The 16,311-nt window shown below is 49.8% G+C and carries 17 protein-coding genes; 9 read left to right on the top strand and 8 right to left on the bottom strand.

The genetic code is table 11. The features are described from left to right. Nucleotides 1-25 precede the first annotated feature (25 nt). Nucleotides 26-379 carry a flagellar hook-basal body complex protein FliE gene (fliE, locus tag LZ463_RS06780; RefSeq protein ID WP_241454870.1) on the top strand — a complete coding sequence of 118 codons (354 nt, stop codon included), beginning with the start codon at nt 26-28 and terminating at the stop codon, nt 377-379. 65 nt (nt 380-444) lie between these two features. Here the strand turns inward: fliE and LZ463_RS06775 are convergent, their stop codons facing one another. The 8 genes from LZ463_RS06775 to LZ463_RS06740 all read right to left on the bottom strand — a co-directional run bounded on the left by LZ463_RS06775 (nt 445) and on the right by LZ463_RS06740 (nt 7,856). Continuing rightward, nucleotides 445-1,206 (bottom strand): flagellar brake protein, encoded by a 762-nt coding sequence (locus LZ463_RS06775; RefSeq protein WP_241454869.1) that lies wholly within the window; start codon nt 1,204-1,206, stop codon nt 445-447. A gap of 32 nt (nt 1,207-1,238) precedes the next feature. Continuing rightward, nucleotides 1,239-1,559, bottom strand: a complete 321-nt coding sequence (locus LZ463_RS06770) for an EscU/YscU/HrcU family type III secretion system export apparatus switch protein (protein WP_241454868.1) — start codon at nt 1,557-1,559, stop codon at nt 1,239-1,241. Next, nucleotides 1,546-2,895, bottom strand: a complete 1,350-nt coding sequence (gene fliK / locus LZ463_RS06765; protein WP_241454867.1) for a flagellar hook-length control protein FliK — start codon at nt 2,893-2,895, stop codon at nt 1,546-1,548. Before fliK ends, LZ463_RS06770 begins: the two co-directional genes overlap by 14 nt. Before the next feature lie 5 nt (nt 2,896-2,900). Continuing rightward, nucleotides 2,901-3,236 (bottom strand): flagellar protein FliT, encoded by a 336-nt coding sequence (locus LZ463_RS06760; protein ID WP_241454866.1) that lies wholly within the window; start codon nt 3,234-3,236, stop codon nt 2,901-2,903. A 6-nt stretch (nt 3,237-3,242) separates the two neighbouring features. After that, the gene (gene fliS / locus LZ463_RS06755) at nt 3,243-3,713 is read right to left on the bottom strand and encodes a flagellar export chaperone FliS (protein WP_241454865.1); all 471 of its coding nucleotides are present in this window, start codon (nt 3,711-3,713) and stop codon (nt 3,243-3,245) included. 42 nt (nt 3,714-3,755) lie between these two features. Next, nucleotides 3,756-5,768, bottom strand: coding sequence for a flagellar filament capping protein FliD (gene fliD, locus LZ463_RS06750; RefSeq protein WP_241454864.1), 2,013 nt, complete (start codon nt 5,766-5,768; stop codon nt 3,756-3,758). 114 nt (nt 5,769-5,882) lie between these two features. Further along, nucleotides 5,883-6,266, bottom strand: coding sequence for a flagellar protein FlaG (locus LZ463_RS06745; RefSeq protein ID WP_241454863.1), 384 nt, complete (start codon nt 6,264-6,266; stop codon nt 5,883-5,885). Nucleotides 6,267-6,368: 102 nt separating this feature from the next. Then, on the bottom strand, nt 6,369-7,856 hold the full coding sequence (locus LZ463_RS06740; protein ID WP_241454862.1) for a flagellin N-terminal helical domain-containing protein: 1,488 nt from the start codon (nt 7,854-7,856) through the stop codon (nt 6,369-6,371). 440 nt (nt 7,857-8,296) lie between these two features. Between LZ463_RS06740 and LZ463_RS06735 the strand changes: the two genes are divergently transcribed. Genes LZ463_RS06735 through LZ463_RS06700 form a run of 8 tightly spaced genes read left to right on the top strand, consistent with a single transcriptional unit; the run spans nt 8,297 to nt 16,163 of the window. Next, nucleotides 8,297-10,468: a tetratricopeptide repeat protein gene (locus LZ463_RS06735; RefSeq protein WP_241454861.1), complete on the top strand. Its 2,172-nt coding sequence runs from the start codon at nt 8,297-8,299 to the stop codon at nt 10,466-10,468. Then, entirely contained in the window at nt 10,465-11,235 is a 771-nt protein-coding gene (gene rfbF / locus LZ463_RS06730; RefSeq protein ID WP_241454860.1) for a glucose-1-phosphate cytidylyltransferase, read from the top strand. Before LZ463_RS06735 ends, rfbF begins: the two co-directional genes overlap by 4 nt. Next, the gene (gene rfbG, locus LZ463_RS06725) at nt 11,232-12,308 is read left to right on the top strand and encodes a CDP-glucose 4,6-dehydratase (protein WP_241454859.1); all 1,077 of its coding nucleotides are present in this window, start codon (nt 11,232-11,234) and stop codon (nt 12,306-12,308) included. Before rfbF ends, rfbG begins: the two co-directional genes overlap by 4 nt. After that, on the top strand, nt 12,308-12,883 hold the full coding sequence (locus tag LZ463_RS06720) for a dTDP-4-dehydrorhamnose 3,5-epimerase family protein (protein WP_241454858.1): 576 nt from the start codon (nt 12,308-12,310) through the stop codon (nt 12,881-12,883). Before rfbG ends, LZ463_RS06720 begins: the two co-directional genes overlap by 1 nt. Beyond that, nucleotides 12,880-14,115 (top strand): class I SAM-dependent methyltransferase, encoded by a 1,236-nt coding sequence (locus tag LZ463_RS06715; RefSeq protein WP_241454857.1) that lies wholly within the window; start codon nt 12,880-12,882, stop codon nt 14,113-14,115. The genes LZ463_RS06720 and LZ463_RS06715 overlap by 4 nt, the downstream gene beginning before the upstream one ends. Nucleotides 14,116-14,117: 2 nt before the next feature. After that, entirely contained in the window at nt 14,118-14,606 is a 489-nt protein-coding gene (locus LZ463_RS06710) for an acyltransferase (protein ID WP_241454856.1), read from the top strand. Beyond that, nucleotides 14,603-15,427 (top strand): NAD-dependent epimerase/dehydratase family protein, encoded by an 825-nt coding sequence (locus LZ463_RS06705; protein ID WP_241454855.1) that lies wholly within the window; start codon nt 14,603-14,605, stop codon nt 15,425-15,427. Before LZ463_RS06710 ends, LZ463_RS06705 begins: the two co-directional genes overlap by 4 nt. Further along, nucleotides 15,414-16,163, top strand: coding sequence for a cephalosporin hydroxylase family protein (locus LZ463_RS06700; protein ID WP_241454854.1), 750 nt, complete (start codon nt 15,414-15,416; stop codon nt 16,161-16,163). The genes LZ463_RS06705 and LZ463_RS06700 overlap by 14 nt, the downstream gene beginning before the upstream one ends. The last annotated feature ends 148 nt before the right edge of the window (nt 16,164-16,311 follow it).

The following is a 16,311-nucleotide window of genomic DNA, read 5'->3' as shown; positions in this document are numbered from 1 at the left end:
TGAAATTGCAAAAAGAGGTGTCGCAATGAAAATGGAGGGGATAGGCGCGGGCCAGATAGAGGCGATGATTGCCCAGTTGAAGGCGACCGCTGCCAAGATGGAGGCGAGTGCCGGCATTGCCGCCAATCGTACAGACAACACGGCCTCTCCTGGCCGACTTGATTTTGCCGAGGCCCTTAAGGCCTCGCTGGATACGGTAAACAAGGCGCAGGTGAGTTCTGAGCAGTTAGGACAGAAGTTTGCCATGGGTGATGACAAGGTCAGCTTGTCTGATGTCATGATCTCCATGCAAAAGGCCAACATTTCATTTCAAACGACAGTACAGGTGAGAAACCGGCTGGTGTCTGCGTATCACGACATCATGAACATGCAGATATAAGTCATAGGTTGGTCAGATCAGGCGGTTATTCTCTTGGTAGTCCGATGTCTGTATAAAGGATGTCGTTAGCGTATGCCTGTAATCTTGGCATTACGCTCACGTTCGAGCTTCATGATATAGCGTTGTATGCTCGCCAGTACGCTATTGGACATATTGATGAACTGGCACCCAAGGCGGCGGTTTGATTTGCCATTCAGCAGGATCAAATCCTGGGAATTCCTCACTTGCAGCACCACATCAACCATGCCTATTGATGGCAATTCCAGCTTGCAGTGCTCATAGATGATACCTATCGTGCTTTCAAGCAGCTTTTTTTCATCGAGAATGGCAATCCCGCCGCAACTGATGTCAACCAGAGCCAGTTTAAGCGTTTCTGTCCTGTCATCTACTTTGACCGGGATGGTGGCGCGTATCGGGTTGGTCAATGGCGTGTTGATACGATAATATTCGCGCCTTTGCAAACGTATCATGGTTGAAGGGATCTCAAACTGCAATGCAGGGCGATCTTCAAATGTGATGCGTTCCAGGTTGGATGATGAAAACTGTATGCTTATTTTATCCAGCAAGCCTTCAAACGATACCCTGGCTGCTTCAACGATGCGCTGGTTGGCCAGTTGGCCAGGGGCACTATCGATGATGACGAGGTTTTCGGTATCATCAACATCAAGAATGGATGTGATAAACACTTCCGAGCCGCTATTGATCAACATGCTGATCAATTGCTTGCTTTCCTTCAAGCCTCGCAACAAACCGATGATTTCCCGTCGGGAATCAACTTGGTACGGGCTTTGATTTTCTGTACCCAGGCTCGGAGGTAAGGATGGCATATTTTTATAATCACATTCAAAAAGTGGGGGCGCTAAACGCTCTCTTGCCCGGAAGTCTCTGAAATCGTCCCTGATTTTTCCGTATCAATATGGTAAAGCCAAGCGAGCAGTTCTGCAACAGCGCGATACAGGGCTGGAGGTATATCTCGATCAAGATCCACCTTCATCAGTAATGAAACCAGTTCCTTGGACTGATGTACGTGGACGCCATGTTCACGTGCCCTGGCAATGATTTCTTCGGCGATCAGTCCTTTTCCCTTGGCTACCACTTTGGGCGCAGAATCTCCGGTCTGATAGGCAAGTGCCACCGCATTTTGTGTGACGGGTTTGTCAGATGAATTAGCTGCGCTCATTTTTACTCACCACAAAAGACATCAGCGGTGAACCTGCCGTGTGCATGGCGCTGGCTAATTCACTCGCGTGATCCTTGAGGGCGGATACTGTGTCGCTTTGTTCAGCCCGCAGGGACAGGCCCAGATTGTTTGATTGCAGATTAATGGTTGCAGTGACAGGCCCCAGATTGGGCAACTCAAAGCGAACCACGGATTGCCAGTTTGTGTCGTCCGGTTCTTGCAGATGCCGGGTTTCCTTTGCTTCTTTTTTTATTTCCCAGTCGATTTTTTGTCCGGGGAAAAGCTCCCCATGCCATCGTACAATATTTTGATCTAAAACGTTGAGTTGCTGGTGAATTATTTGTCCCATTTCCTTGCTGACGCTGGGCAATCCTGTGCCAGGCCTGATATCCGAAATTTTGCTTGCATCATCACGTGACTGAGGCTCTCCCTTGATCTCTGAAATGGGACGTTTTCCCTGCGCCCACTCTGCAACATGAGATTCGTAGAATAAACCACTTTTGCTAATCTGGTTTTGCAGTTTGGAAGCCGTTGCGGCAGTGTCCTTGAGTTCTGCCGGAGCAGCAACGACAGGGGTCTCGCTGGCGATATTCACCTTGTTGCCGGTATTGGGTGCCGCTTGTAATATCTGACTGATGAATTTGGCAGTATTGCTTAAGGATGTTGGTGCGCTGCTCAGGTGATCTGGTGTGCTGTCTGCGGCTTTCGTGTTCGTCAGGGGTAATCTGGGTGCGATTTCTGCGGTTTTGCTGCTGGCAATTTCTTGTGTTGGTGAATTCTGTCCGGTAATTACATCAGTTTTTTTACCTTCAGTACTCACAGACAGGCTGACGATGGTAGAGGTGTCTGCTTTTTGTGTGTGTCCCGCGTCAGCGGTGAAGTTATCCCCAGATTTACCCGCAGGCGAGGGTCTTGCCTGTACTGGACCTGCTTCTTCTGCGATCTGGTCTGCATAGGTGCCTAAAACGCCTGAATTGCTTGCGCGTATATCGGGGCCGGGTGAGTATTTTTGCGGTAACGGGGTAGGGAAGTGCGTATCACCATCATGTTCCAGCAAAAATGTCGGCCTTGGCTCAGTAGCAATCAGGCGCAAAGGCACCTGATCGCCGGCCTTGGTGCCCTCTGGAAGCATCATTTTGGCCGTAATGCCTGCTACCCTGACCGTGTAACTGCCATCCATCAGTTTGGACAGTATCTCGCCTTTGAGTAGTTGGCCTGTGACTAGCTGCGCCAGTTTTGGGGTGATGTCCTGCTTGGTCTCGCCAATTGCAATTGCAGCACTTGGCGCCTCGATATTGGCAACCGGCCTGTTGATACTATCGAGTTGAGTAGCCATAAAAGTCAGGCTGTACTACCTGTCCCGTAAGTTTTGTTCAGCTTCCTGTTGGTGCTGGAATCTTTCATCAAACTGGCCAGACGTTCCATCCAGGGCTCAGTAATGTCGCGAATTTCCTTATCATCAGCGAGAATTTTCTTGATGATGCGTATTTTTTTGTCGCGCATCTCTGACGGTAAATCAAAGGGTATCTCGCTTTCGCGTATCGTCTGGACGCGGCTTGAACAATCATTTTCAAGCTGTTCCAGCAGTTCCCAATCGCCTGAGCGTGCAGCTTCCAGCATGTTGCCCGTAATGACGGCGACATTTTCGTACAATGAGATTAGTTCCAGACTATTCATCTTATTTTAAGCCTCAACAAAGTTGGCAGGGCGAGGGGACAAAGGATCGGCGCTGACTTTGGGAATATCGCTGACAGTATCCTGATTGGGGGCAATAGCTTCCCATGAGGTTTTCAAGTCACGCAACAAATTCTGAACTTCTACCATCATCTCTTCACTGTTTTCCAGGTTGGCACGTAACAGGCGTGCTGTCATGTATTCATATAAAGAGTCCAGACTCTGGGCGATCTCACCGCCGGCTTTTTTATCCAGACTGGCGCGCAGGCCATTCTCGATGATGGCAATTGCCTTGGAGGTGGATTGGCCCTTGGCTGCAACATCGCCACCATGTAAATGCTGAACAGCATTGGAAATGGAAACGATAGCCCCTTCAAATAGCATGACAATCAATTTATGGGGGCTGGCTGCAATGACGCCAGTTTCAATGCCAACTTTGGCATAGGCATTTGCGCCGCGCGCTTGAGATGAGCCAAACATAGCAATAAATCCTCTCTTTTGTTTTCTATTCTGCCTGCGGTTTTACTTCGTACTGGCTGTCAATGCTGCGAGCTGCTGTGAAAGGAAGGTGCTCGTATTATTGAGATTGCTGACGATGCTGTCTAATGCGGTAAATTGGGCGCGGTAGCGCGCTTCAGTGTCAAATAGTCTGCTATTAAGAATGTCACGCTGTTTGCCAATATCCTTGATACTGCGGTTGATGCCATCGCTTGAGCTGGAAATGGTTCCTGCACTTCCCAGGAAACCTGACAAAAGTGAGGTCAGTTGTGTGCCGTAACCCTTCGAGTAATTTAATGTGCCACGTGCACCAGTTGAGCCGCCATTGATCAGGACCTTGAGGCCTTCGGTTGATGAGCCAGTTGCACCTGTCAGGAACTGACCAGTGCCAGCCGCTGTCACGCCATTGATCTTGCCCGCGACGTCGACCCCTGCGGTACCTGCCAGGGAAGTGCCTGCCAGGGCTGCTGCGCCGGTGCCGGTATTGTCAGCGAGGGTAACATTTGAGGCGCTGCCGTAGCGAGTAGATTGCAATTGCAGGTAACCACTGCCATTGATACTTGCAACCACTGTGGCTCCATTCGTTTTGAAGGTGGAGTTGCCATTGATGGAACTTTGTATCAACGTGGCCAGTGCCGACGCGCTATAAGAGCCCGCGGCCAGACTGACGGACGAAGTAACGCCATCAAGAGTAACATTGATGGCAGTATTGGCCGCAATCGTCGTATTACCGGTGGTCAGGTCCACATTGCCGGTCAGACCGCCTTGTGTGGCAATAGTGGATACATCAATCGCGTAGGACCCTTGCTGGGTTGCAGAGGTGGCACTGCTGTAGCTGACCAGGCTGTCTGTTGCTTTGCCGACTGATGCAAATAAGCCGCTGATTTCACTGAAATTATTAGTAAGCGCATTTTGCAGCTTGGTCGAGTCGACAGTAAGTGTGCCATCTTTCTGAAAACTGATTCCTATGCTCGATAGGGTGGTGATGTTGCCGCCCAAGCCGTTGACACTGGCTGTCAGTGTTGATCTGATCTGGCTTTGTACAGTTCTCGCTGTGGAATCACCAAGCAAAATGCCGCCTTTTTTTGTCGACGCATCATATCCAGTCAAGGTTTTCAATGTTGACTGCAGGTCATTGTAGCCTTTAACGAATCCATTGACCGCTGATTGTATCCCGCTGGTATTGGTGGTCAGACTCAATGTGGTGGTGCCTACCTTGCTCAGGTTGATGGTTGTACCCTGAATTGCGCCGGTAACAGCATTCGACGTACTGGACACGGCAATACCGTTGATTGTCAGGGCTGCATTTTGTCCGGTGGTTGTTTCTGTCAGGTTTTGCGTGCCAGCCGGATCGTAATTTATCAGGCTCTGTATTGCAGCATCACCACTTGCACTGATTTTCAGGCTCGAAGTAGCGCCGGTCTTTGTCGAAGTCAACACCAGATGATAAGGCGTTGCACTGCCGTCACCGACTATGGTGGCATTGACGCCGATACTGGCGGCGTTAATGGCATCCCGTATGCCTTGCAGGGAATTGTTTGCGCCATCTATGGTGACAGTCCCCGTGGATTGTGTTGCGTCCTGGTTAAAGCTTGCACCTGTGTAAGTACCGTTGGTCAGTGTGCCGCCAGTAATCGTGCCAAATTGAAAGGTAATGGTCGTACTGGTGCCGCTGCCTATGGCTGCTGTTGAACTCACTTGCCCGGCACTCGATATGGTCTGTGCCTGGGCCAGCTTGGTAATATTGAGATTGTAGCTGCCCTGGGTAGACACGCTGGTTGTTGTCGCAGATGCAATAGAACTGTCGCCAGCAGTTGCTGTTAAAGTCTGGAAGGTACCGAGGTTGGATAAGCCGGTAACATTGGACTGGAACACACTAAGTGCACTGTTGAGCGTGCCATAAGCAGACAGCTTGGCCTGAAAGCTGGCTTCCTTCTTTGCCAGCGTAGTCAGTGGCTGGCTCTCAACCTGCATTAATTTGGTGATTATGTCATTGACATTAAGATTTGCGCCAATGCCAGTTGATTGTATGCCCACGATACTCCCCCTTGTCAGACCGTACTGTACTAAATTATCGGCTAAGGCAAACTAGACTTTAGAGGGGAATTTACCTGCCAATTTAAAATTTAGCCAAACTGGCCATAATGCAATTTATGCCTGCTGTTTAATTAACAATCCTTGTAATTTATCGAGAGAACGAGAAATTTCAAGAACTTCTTCTGAAGGTATCTGACGCAGTACTTCTTTTGTTTGTTGGTCAATTATTTTGACTACGACACGGTTGCTGTGTTCTTCAAGACTGAATTCCAGATTTTGTGACAGGGCTTGAACAGTTTTATTGATGTCGTTGACAGCTTTTGTCACTTTTTCAATTTCTGGAGCACTGGCTGTAGTTGGTGTTGCCTTAACGGCATCAACGGTTTGTGTCGAGGTGGCAGATGCCCTTTGTACTGTCGCACTGACGTCGGGCGCGGATAGTCGATCATTGATCAGTTGTCCTGATTGAGAAGCGCTCCCTATCGATCGGATGTCCATGATCTTTTCCTTCAAGAAAAATACCCCTGATCAAGATTTGATCAGGGGGACATGCTCTACGCTTTAAGTATAGACCTTATTTACATAGGGCTACCAGTATTATTAACCACGCAACAGGGCCAGAACACCGTTTGGCAGGGCGTTAGCCTGGGCCAAAATCGCAGTACCAGCTTGTTGCAGAACCTGACCGCGGGTCAATGTTGCTGTTTCCTGGGCAAAGTCTGCATCACGGATACGGCTGCGGGATGCTGTCAAGTTTTCAGAGTTGGTCTGCAAACTTTCAATTGCGGAGGAGAAGCGGTTTTGATACGCACCCAGAGAAGCGCGGGAACTGTTGATCGATTGCAGCGCCGCATCAATGGTCGTCAGCGCGGCAGTGGCCCCGGCAGCAGTACCCAGGTTCAGAGAAGAAACACCAGCGCCGACTGTTACCGTAGCAGAAGTGAAACCACCGGTCAGGTTGGCTGCTGTCAGACCGGTACCAGTACCGTTAGCCAAGGTGATACCTGCAGAGCTGGTCGAAGTCAGGGACAGTGTCGATGTGCTGACATCGGTTGCACCTGTTGCCGATACGGTGATACCTGTGTTGGCAGCAGCAGCAGCAGCATTAGTGCTGGCTGTAATAGTGATGTTGCGGCCATCAGCTGCAGCCAGTGCAACTGCGCCAGTTGTGGTGTTGAATGTAGCAGTAACACCTGTTTGTGTGCTGATTGCATTAACGGCAGCAGCAACTTGAGCGCCACGTTGTGCACCGGAAGTCGAAGCGCTCAAGGCACCCAGATTCACACCGTTAATAGTGATGTCACCAGAGGCAATCGCAGTTGCAGAAGTGCTGGCTGTACCTGCAATAGTAGTGGAGCCTACAGTTGCTGTAACGCCTGTGCTGCCGCTGATTGCATTGATGGCTGCTGCTTTGGCGATGCCGCTGCCTGTTGCGTTGGAGAAGGAAACACCGTCAGAGGCGGAAGCACCAACCTGGAAGCCGTTAATGGACAGGTCGCCTGCAGCCAGGGCTGTTGTGGTGACTGCGCCGGCACCGGCTACAGTAGTTGCGTAGCTGGAAGATGCACCAACACCCAGGGCGCTCGATTTTGCGCTGGAGATGGAAGCGATGCTGATCTGGTCGTTTGCTGTGCCGTTGGCGCCAACCTGGAAGGTTTGCGCTGTGAAGCTGCCGTCGAGCAGGTTCACGCCGTTGAAGTTGGTGTTGCTGGCAACGCGGTTGATCTCAGAGATCAGTTGGCTTGCTTCGTTGTTCAGAGCTGCGCGGTCAGAGACGCTGTTGGAGCCGTTGGCGGATTGTACGGCCAGGTCGCGGATACGTTGCAAGTTGGCACCGATCTGTTGCAGCGCGCCCTCAGCGGTTTGCGCCAGGGAGATACCATCGTTAGCATTACGGGTAGCTTGATTCAAACCACCGATTTGGGAAGACAGACGTTCGGAAATCGCCAGGCCAGCAGCATCGTCTTTGGCGCTATTGATACGCAAGCCGGAAGACAAACGTTGGAGGGACGTATTCAGAGCGGATTGAGATGTGCTCAAATTGCGTTGCGCATTCAGCGAAGCAATATTGGTATTAATGACAGCCATGGTGATTCTCCTTACCTAAGTTATTCAATTTTGGCGTAGTAGCCTGAAACTTTGGTCTTTCGTGCTGACTAGTGGACCGCCGTTGAAGAGAGTATCGGACGACAAAAAAAAAGTTTTAGCGTGTTTCTGAAAATAAATGTTCTTTTTTTTGCTCAAGTTTTTAAAGTGTTTCCGCTTGTCGACGCTTTTTTAAAATACTTTAGGGTCTAATTTGATTTAGTTTTCACTCTTTATTTAACACATGGAAACAAAATCCTTAGCTATAAAATAAGGCGAAGCCTGAATCTTTCTGGTATTTTTCGGTTTGAGCATGCTGTTTTACTCACTTTGGCTGGTTTGCCTGTCAAATCAGGTAAAAATAATAATTGCATAAAATACAAACGCTAAACTTTTCCAAGGTGCTGGTTATGACAAAATCTGGTTTTGATGCTCGAAAAGCAATGCGTGAAGTTAATAAATACTTCGACGATAGGGCCCTGCCGCAGGCAAAACAGGTCTGCCTCAATATCATCAGACATTTTCCCCGTCATCCGGACGCGCTCTATGCGCTTGCCAGAATCTCTGGTGATCTCAATGAATATGATGAAGCAATCGCTTACCTGAAGCTGGCGTTTCAAGTCATGCCGCACTTCCCTGACAATCGCAAGATTGCGTTCGGTATTTTTAATAAATACTTGCAGGCCAGGCAGTATTTGCAACTGGAAGAGTCCGCTCTCTGGTTGTCAAAATACCTGCCGCGTGACGGGGTGGTGTGGGACTACATTGGGGTTGCACGAATAGAACAGGGTAAATTCCCCGAAGCACATTTGGTATTAACCAGAGCGCTGGAACTATTGCCAAATAATCCGCATATTCTGACCAATATGGGAAATGTCCTGATTTCACTGGAGCGTTGTGCAGAAGCAGTCGTCTATCTGGAAAAGGCGCTGGCTATCCAGCCCGACATGGTGGTTGCCCTGAACAATCTTGGTAATGCCTTGCGGTACATCGGCCGGACTGAAGAGGCCATAGAAAAGATTTCCAAGGCAGTCAGCATCAATCCAGACTTGCCATATTTGTATAATAACCTCGGTCTGGCTTATCGTGAGAGCAGCATGTACGCTCTCGCCATAGAGCAATATCGCCATGCCTTGCGTTTGCAGCCGGATCTGGTCCAGGTTTATCCCAACCTGATTGATGCTTTGCGCCAGAATGGTCAGGTGCAGGAGTCCATTGAGTGCGGACAGCATGCCCTGAGCCTGACCGAGAATATCCCGGAAATCTGGGGTGCATACGGCGATACCTTGCGCGAAGCCAATCATCTCGATGCAGCAATTGAGGCCTACATCAAGGCGCTTTCGTTCAAGACGGACGGACAGTCTTCATTCAACCGCAAGATTTATACGAATCTGTTGTTTTGCCTGAATTATCATCCGGACTTGACGCCAGAGGTGATCTATAACGCTTACCATGAATTTGATGTGCGTTTTGCCCAACCTTTGAAGGCAAGCTGGAAAAAATTTGACAATGAACGTTTGCCAGGCAAGCGCCTGAAAGTGGGCTATGTTACCCAGGCTTTTTATAACCATGTATGCAAATATTTTCTCCTGCCCCTGATAGAAGGGCATGATAAACAGCAGGTTGAAGTGTATGCCTATGCAAATCCGCCTTTTGAAGATGAAATTACCCACTATTATAAAAAGCAGATAGATCACTGGGTGCCGACCAGGGACATGACTGATGATATGCTGGCCGACAGAATACGTGCCGATGGCATTGATATCCTCGTTGATGTGGCCGGGCACACCAATGGTAATCGCCTGCCAGTATTCGCGCGCAAACCTGCACCTGTTTCTCTGCATTGGCTGGAATATGGCTATACGACGGGCCTGAGTGCGATAGATTATTACTTGACTGATAAGCCAACCATCACCGATGATTGCGCGCATTTGTTTTCCGAGACGGTCTGGTGTCTTGATGGCCCGGCTTATGTATATCGACCTGATACGCGCAGGGCAGAATTGACGCCGCCGCCTTTTGAGCAGACTGGTGTGATTACTTTTGGCAGCTTGTCACGGTCGACCAGGATTAATCATAGAGTGGTGCGTGTGTGGGCCACCATACTTGATGCCATGCCGAATTCGCAATTGATTATTAATAGCGGGGACTTTAAAGATCCGCAAGTGCAGGAAGAAATGGCCTCGCGTTTCATGCGTTATGGCATAGACAGGTCACGCCTGCATATAGGGTTCAGTTCCCCTTCCTGGGAAGTGCTCAAGCATATAGACATCGGTCTTGATTGCTTCCCGCATAATTCGGGTACGACCTTGCTTGAATCTTTATATATGGGTATTCCGTTTATCTCATTGGCAGACCGGCCTTCAGTGGGACGAATCGGCGCCAGCATCTTGCATGCCATAGGACATGAAGAGTGGCAGGCTTATACCGAACAGGAGTATGCTGAAAAGGCCATTATCCTGGCGCACGACCTTGATCAACTGCGCAGCTTGCGTACCGGCTTGCGTCAGGAGATGGAGCAATCATTACTGATGAATGAACCGGCATTTGCCCGTTCAGTGGAAAAAGCATATCGCCAAATGTGGCAAATTTATTGTGAAAGGCCAGAAGAGTGAAGGCAGTTATCTTAGCGGGTGGCCTGGGAACCCGAATTTCTGAGGAAACCCATCTGAAACCCAAACCTATGATAGAGATAGGTGGGCATCCCATACTCTGGCATATCATGAAGTCGTATTCCGCACATGGCGTCAACGAATTTGTGATTTGCTGCGGCTATAAGGGATACTTGATCAAGGAATATTTTGCCAATTATTTTCTGCACATGTCGGATGTGACTTTTGATATGAAAAATAACAGCATGGAAGTGCACGAGCATCATGCAGAACCCTGGAAGGTGACTTTGGTTGATACGGGGGAAGACACCATGACAGGCGGGCGTCTGAAGCGCGTTGCCCGTTACTTGCAGGGGGAAGAGGCATTCTGCTTCACCTATGGTGACGGAGTAGCCGATCTTGATATCGCTGCTTCCATCGCATTTCACAAGCAACATGGAAAATTGGCGACAGTGACGGCAGTCTTGCCACCTGGTCGCTATGGCGCGCTGGAACGCAATGGTAACCAAGTGTCGGGATTTATCGAAAAACCGCGTGGCGATGGCGGCTGGATCAATGGTGGTTATTTTGTATTGTCCCCCAAGGTAATTGATTATATTGAAGGTGACAGTACAAGCTGGGAGGCAGCGCCTCTGGCAGAAATCGCCGCAAGCAATGAATTGATGGCATTTGAACATTCAGGTTTCTGGCAACCCATGGACACCTTGCGTGAAAAGAATTTGCTGGAAGATTTGTGGCAATCCGGGAGTGCGCCGTGGCGGGTTTGGTGAGCAAGGCATCTGGGCCGCATGTGGTCGACGCCGACTTCTGGCGCGGGCGACGTGTTTTGCTGACCGGGCATACCGGTTTCAAAGGTGCCTGGCTGGCACATTGGCTCAGCAATATGGGGGCTCAAGTGCATGGCCTGTCCCTGGAGCCGTCAACTCGGCCCAGTTTATTTGAAGCGCTTGATATTGGCAGGAGAATTGATAGTCGCATTGGCGATATACGTGATTATCCGACACTCAGGGGTGTTGTTGATACCTGTCGGCCTGAGGTGGTTTTCCACCTGGCGGCGCAGGCGCTGGTACGTGCCAGCTATCGTGAACCCCTGACTACTTTTGCCAGCAATATTATGGGTACGGCCAACCTGCTGGAAGCCTTGCGCGGACAAGAGACAGTGAAGGTCGCATTGATTGTGACCACGGACAAGGTTTATCGCAATCTTGAACAGACAACCCCGTATCCGGAAACCGCAGAGCTGGGTGGACACGACCCCTACAGCGCCAGCAAGGCGGCGGCAGAACTCGTCATTTCTAGTTATCGTGCTGCCTTTCTGGAAGCGCAGGGTACGGCAGTACTGGCCGCCAGGGCAGGTAATGTCATCGGTGGCGGTGACTGGTCAGAAGACCGCCTGTTACCGGATGCAATACGCGCCTGGCAACATCAGCAGGTATTGCAGATACGCAGGCCTGAGTCGGTGCGCCCATGGCAACATGTACTCGAACCGCTGTCCGCTTATCTGTGCCTGGCTCAATATGCATGGGAGCAGCCACAAACCAGCCTTGCCTGGAATATTGGCCCTGACGATACGGCCACGGTCAGACAGGTGGTGCAGTTGGCGCAGGCGGCCTATGGCAGTGGTAACACAGAATTCGCCACGGAAGTGTCAGGTCCGCACGAAGCCGGGTTATTGGCACTGGATGCAAGCAAATTGAGGCAAGCCCTGAACATCAGGCCTCGCTGGGACTTGCAGACAGCAATTGCGCACAGCATGCACTGGTATCGCGACTATCAGGGAGGAGCCGGAGCTGCTGCTCTTTGTGACGGCGATATTGCCGCTTTTTTAAATGAGGCAGCCTGATGACTGCCTCCAAGTCCGGGCGTTTTGAGTTGATAGAAACGCCAATTCCTGATTTGCATTTATTGCAAAGGAAGCCTGTTGGTGATAACCGCGGCTATTTTCAGCGCATGTTTTGTGCCGCAGATCTGGCGGAAATAGGGTGGCAAGATGCGATTGCACAGATTAATCACACCTTTACCGCAACGAAAGGGACGGTTCGCGGCATGCATCTGCAGTTGTCGCCGAATGCAGAAATGAAGCTGATCAGTTGCCTGAAAGGAGAGGTGTGGGACGTTGCAGTGGACTTGCGGGCAGCTTCACCCACTTTTTTGACCTGGCATGCAGTGCTGTTATCGCAAGAAAATCAGCGTTCCTTTCTCATTCCCCCAGGTTTCGCCCATGGTTTTCAAACCATGACAGACAATGTGGAAATGCTATATTGTCATAACAAGTCATATGCACCGGCCAGCGAGTTGGGGCTTAACCCATTTGATGCCCGTTTATCCATCAAATGGCCGCTGACGGTGACGGAAATATCAGATAAAGATAGGAACCGGACTATGTTAAGTCCAGAATTTCAAGGAATTATTGTATGAAGTGTCGGCATTGCGGGCAGGAATTGAAGCACACCTTTCTCGATCTGGCTTCGGCGCCACCATCGAACGCCTATTTGAAGCCTGAGGCTTTGAGTCAGGCAGAAGTCTGGCTGCCACTGAAATTGATGGTATGCGATGCATGCTGGCTGGTGCAGACCCTGGATTTCACCGGGCGGGAGAATTTGTTTGATGCTGAGTATGCTTATTTCAGCTCATGTTCATCAAGCTGGCTCCTGCATGCCAAAAATTTTGTTGAGACGATGCAGGAGCAACTTAACCTGGGGCCACAAAATCTGGTAATGGAAGTTGCCGCCAATGACGGTTATTTGCTGCAGTATGTTCAGCAAGCCGGCATCCCTTGTTTTGGTGTCGAGCCGACAACCAGTACTGCGACCGCAGCCAGGGAAAAAGGCATAGAGATCGTCGAACGCTTCTTCGGCACCGAGCTGGCCAGGGAATTGCTGGCTCAAGGTAAGCGTATAGATATGTCTGTGGCCAACAATGTGTTGGCGCATGTCCCAGATATCAATGACTTTGTTGCTGGATTCAGCCTGTTGCTGACGGAGCAAGGCGTGGCGAGTTTTGAATTTCCGCATTTGTTGAACATGGTGCAGTTGAACCAGTTTGATACTGCCTACCATGAACATTATTCTTATCTGTCCCTGCACGCAGTGAAAGCCGTGTTTGCCAAAAATGGACTGCACGTTTTCGACGTACAGGAATGGCCTACACATGGCGGCAGCTTGCGTGTACTGGCGCAAAGAAGCGATGTACAGTACCGGGAGGAAAATAGTCGTGTTGCCGAATTGCTGCAAAGGGAGCTGGCTGCCGGTATCAAGACCCTCGATTTTTATAGCGAGGCACAGATCAGGGCTGAGCAGGCGAAGTTTGCTTTATTGGAGTTTTTGCTGGAAGCAAAGCGCAATAACAAGCGTGTTGCCGCTTACGGCGCTGCAGCAAAAGGGAACACCTTGCTGAATTTTTCCGGTGTGCGGCCTGATCTTCTGCCTTATGTCGTTGACATCAATCCCCACAAGCAAGGCAAATTTATGCCGGGTAGCCGCATACCTATTGTGAGCTTGAGTCATCTGCTTGAAGACAAACCGGACTACATACTTATCTTGCCATGGAATTTGCAGGCTGAAATCATGCAGGACCTGGATACTGTCAAAACATGGGGAGGGCGCTTTGTTGTTGCCATCCCTCAATTGAGCGTGCTGGAGCGGGAGTAGCGATGATAGAAATTCATCCCGATGCACGGATTTCCAAACTGGCAGACATCGAAGATTCGGTCAGGGGAACCCGTATCATCATCGGCGCTTTTTCCAGTATAGACAGCTTCGTCAAAGTCAAACCTGCGGGCGGCGTAGCGGATCTTGTTATTGGTGAGCGTACCGTGATCAATTCAGGATGCGTCTTATATACAGGCAATGGCATCGTGATCGGAAACGACGTGGCAATTGCTGCGAATTGCACTTTTGCCCCGGTCAATCATGCCTATCAGGATAAAAACAAGCGTATCAATCAGCAAGGGTTTTTGCCTGGCAAAGGTGGCATCATTATTGAAGACGATGTCTGGATAGGCGCCAATTGCATCATACTTGATGGCGCCATCTTGCGTCGCGGTTGTGTGATCGGTGCAGGCTCTATTGTTCGCAGTGAAATCGCGGCTTACTCCATCAATGTTGGCAACCCCATCAAACAGATTGGGATGCGGCAATGAGCCAGCATTGTCATGCAACCCTTATCGGTGGCAAAGGGTTTATTGGCCGTCATTTGCATACCTATCTGCAATCTGCTGGCTGGACCAGTCATGTGCCTGAAAAAGATGATGTTCGGCTGACGACAGAGCATCTTGGGCATGTGTTTTACTGTGCCGGGCTGACCGCTGATTTTCGCCAGCGACCATATGCGACTGTGGATGCCCATGTCAGCCTGCTGGCAAAGATATTGCAGCATGGTCAATTTGATACGCTGACCTATTTATCGAGCACACGTGTTTATGCCGGTGCCAGCGATACGGATGAGGCTGCGGTCTTATCTGTTCAGGCCCATGCAGCAGGGGATTTGTATAATCTTTCCAAGCTCATGGGCGAAAGCCTTTGTTTGCATGGTGGTCGTAACACGCGCGTCGTCAGGCTTTCAAATGTCTTTGGTATGGACATGCCCGAACAGAATTTTTTGTCTGAAGTGCTCAGTGATGCTGCAAAATGCGGGCAAGTTGTATTCCGAAGTGCCCCGGAGTCACAAAAGGACTATGTATCGATTGCTGATGTCGTACGATTTTTACCCTTGATTGCCACCAAGGGCGAGATTGGCATATACAATTTAGCCCGTGGCAGCAATACTACGCATGCCAGTCTTGCACTGCAACTGGAACAAATGGGTGTTCGCTGCGAATTTGAAAACGGCGCGCCGAACCTGAGTTTTCCACCTATACGTACAAATAAACTTGAAGCACAGTTTGGCCCGGCTGAATTTGAACTGACGAACGAATTGCAGGCTCTTTTTAACCATTATAAAAAACACCATGAACCCGATTAAACAATTTGAAATTGAGCGCGATGCACGCATAGAGCAATTGGGGCAGGACCTCGACTTTCAGAAGCAGTCCCGCGACTGGCTTGAGCAGAGTATGCGTAAGCAGTATGTTTACAATTTCTCCTGGCTGGGTCGTCCCATCATACAAAACCCGATTGATATGGTGGCAATGCAGGAGTTGATCTGGACCGTGCAACCTGACCTGATCATAGAAACCGGCATTGCTCATGGCGGCTCCATCATTTATTCAGCGTCCTTGCTGGAGTTGAACGCGGCCTGCGGTGGCAATCCTAATGCAAAGGTTGTCGGTATTGATATTGATATCAGACAGCACAATAAAGACGCTATTTTGCAGCATCCCATGTCCAGGCGTATCCAGATGCTGGAAGGTTCCAGTGTCGCAAGCGATATCGTGGATCAGGTAAAAGCGATTGCTGCTGGCAAACAGAAAGTCCTGGTTTTCCTGGATTCAAATCATACACATGAACATGTGCTGGCTGAATTGCAGGCATATGCACCTCTGGTCACACAGGGCAGTTATTGTGTGGTATTCGATACATTTGTCGAGGATGTACCCGCAGATGTGTTTGACAATCGCCCATGGCAGCCTGGTAATAGCCCAAAAACTGCCGTACATGAATATCTGAAGACCCATCCTGAATTTGTCATCGACAAGAGTATGGATAACAAACTGCAGATTACCGTTGCGCCTGATGGCTTCCTCAAGCGTATTTCCTGAGAACAGCAAATCTTCACTTCAGTAGGTGTTCCAAAAGAGTGATAGGTACTCTTGCCTGTTCTGCAGGTTGCCAGAAATTATTACAGGTCATGGCTGCTTTTGTTTGCAGTTCATGGCCTGTTTTTTCATCATGCTGAAATGTCGACAA

Origin of the sequence: Undibacterium paludis (assembly GCF_022568815.1) — a bacterium.
GTDB lineage: Bacteria > Pseudomonadota > Gammaproteobacteria > Burkholderiales > Burkholderiaceae_D > Undibacterium.
This window is presented reverse-complemented; position numbering and strand designations above follow the sequence as displayed.

What these genes read in the sequence shown, in the direction of transcription:
- fliE (WP_241454870.1), top strand. Translation starts at nt 26, where the DNA reads ATGAAAATGGAGGGGATAGGCGCGGGCCAGATAGAGGCGATGATTGCC.
- LZ463_RS06775 (WP_241454869.1), bottom strand. Translation starts at nt 1,206, where the DNA reads ATGCCATCCTTACCTCCGAGCCTGGGTACAGAAAATCAAAGCCCGTAC.
- LZ463_RS06770 (WP_241454868.1), bottom strand. Translation starts at nt 1,559, where the DNA reads ATGAGCGCAGCTAATTCATCTGACAAACCCGTCACACAAAATGCGGTG.
- fliK (WP_241454867.1), bottom strand. Translation starts at nt 2,895, where the DNA reads ATGGCTACTCAACTCGATAGTATCAACAGGCCGGTTGCCAATATCGAG.
- LZ463_RS06760 (WP_241454866.1), bottom strand. Translation starts at nt 3,236, where the DNA reads ATGAATAGTCTGGAACTAATCTCATTGTACGAAAATGTCGCCGTCATT.
- fliS (WP_241454865.1), bottom strand. Translation starts at nt 3,713, where the DNA reads ATGTTTGGCTCATCTCAAGCGCGCGGCGCAAATGCCTATGCCAAAGTT.
- LZ463_RS06745 (WP_241454863.1), bottom strand. Translation starts at nt 6,266, where the DNA reads ATGGACATCCGATCGATAGGGAGCGCTTCTCAATCAGGACAACTGATC.
- LZ463_RS06740 (WP_241454862.1), bottom strand. Translation starts at nt 7,856, where the DNA reads ATGGCTGTCATTAATACCAATATTGCTTCGCTGAATGCGCAACGCAAT.
- LZ463_RS06735 (WP_241454861.1), top strand. Translation starts at nt 8,297, where the DNA reads ATGCGTGAAGTTAATAAATACTTCGACGATAGGGCCCTGCCGCAGGCA.
- LZ463_RS06720 (WP_241454858.1), top strand. Translation starts at nt 12,308, where the DNA reads ATGACTGCCTCCAAGTCCGGGCGTTTTGAGTTGATAGAAACGCCAATT.
- LZ463_RS06715 (WP_241454857.1), top strand. Translation starts at nt 12,880, where the DNA reads ATGAAGTGTCGGCATTGCGGGCAGGAATTGAAGCACACCTTTCTCGAT.
- LZ463_RS06710 (WP_241454856.1), top strand. Translation starts at nt 14,118, where the DNA reads ATGATAGAAATTCATCCCGATGCACGGATTTCCAAACTGGCAGACATC.
- LZ463_RS06705 (WP_241454855.1), top strand. Translation starts at nt 14,603, where the DNA reads ATGAGCCAGCATTGTCATGCAACCCTTATCGGTGGCAAAGGGTTTATT.
- LZ463_RS06700 (WP_241454854.1), top strand. Translation starts at nt 15,414, where the DNA reads ATGAACCCGATTAAACAATTTGAAATTGAGCGCGATGCACGCATAGAG.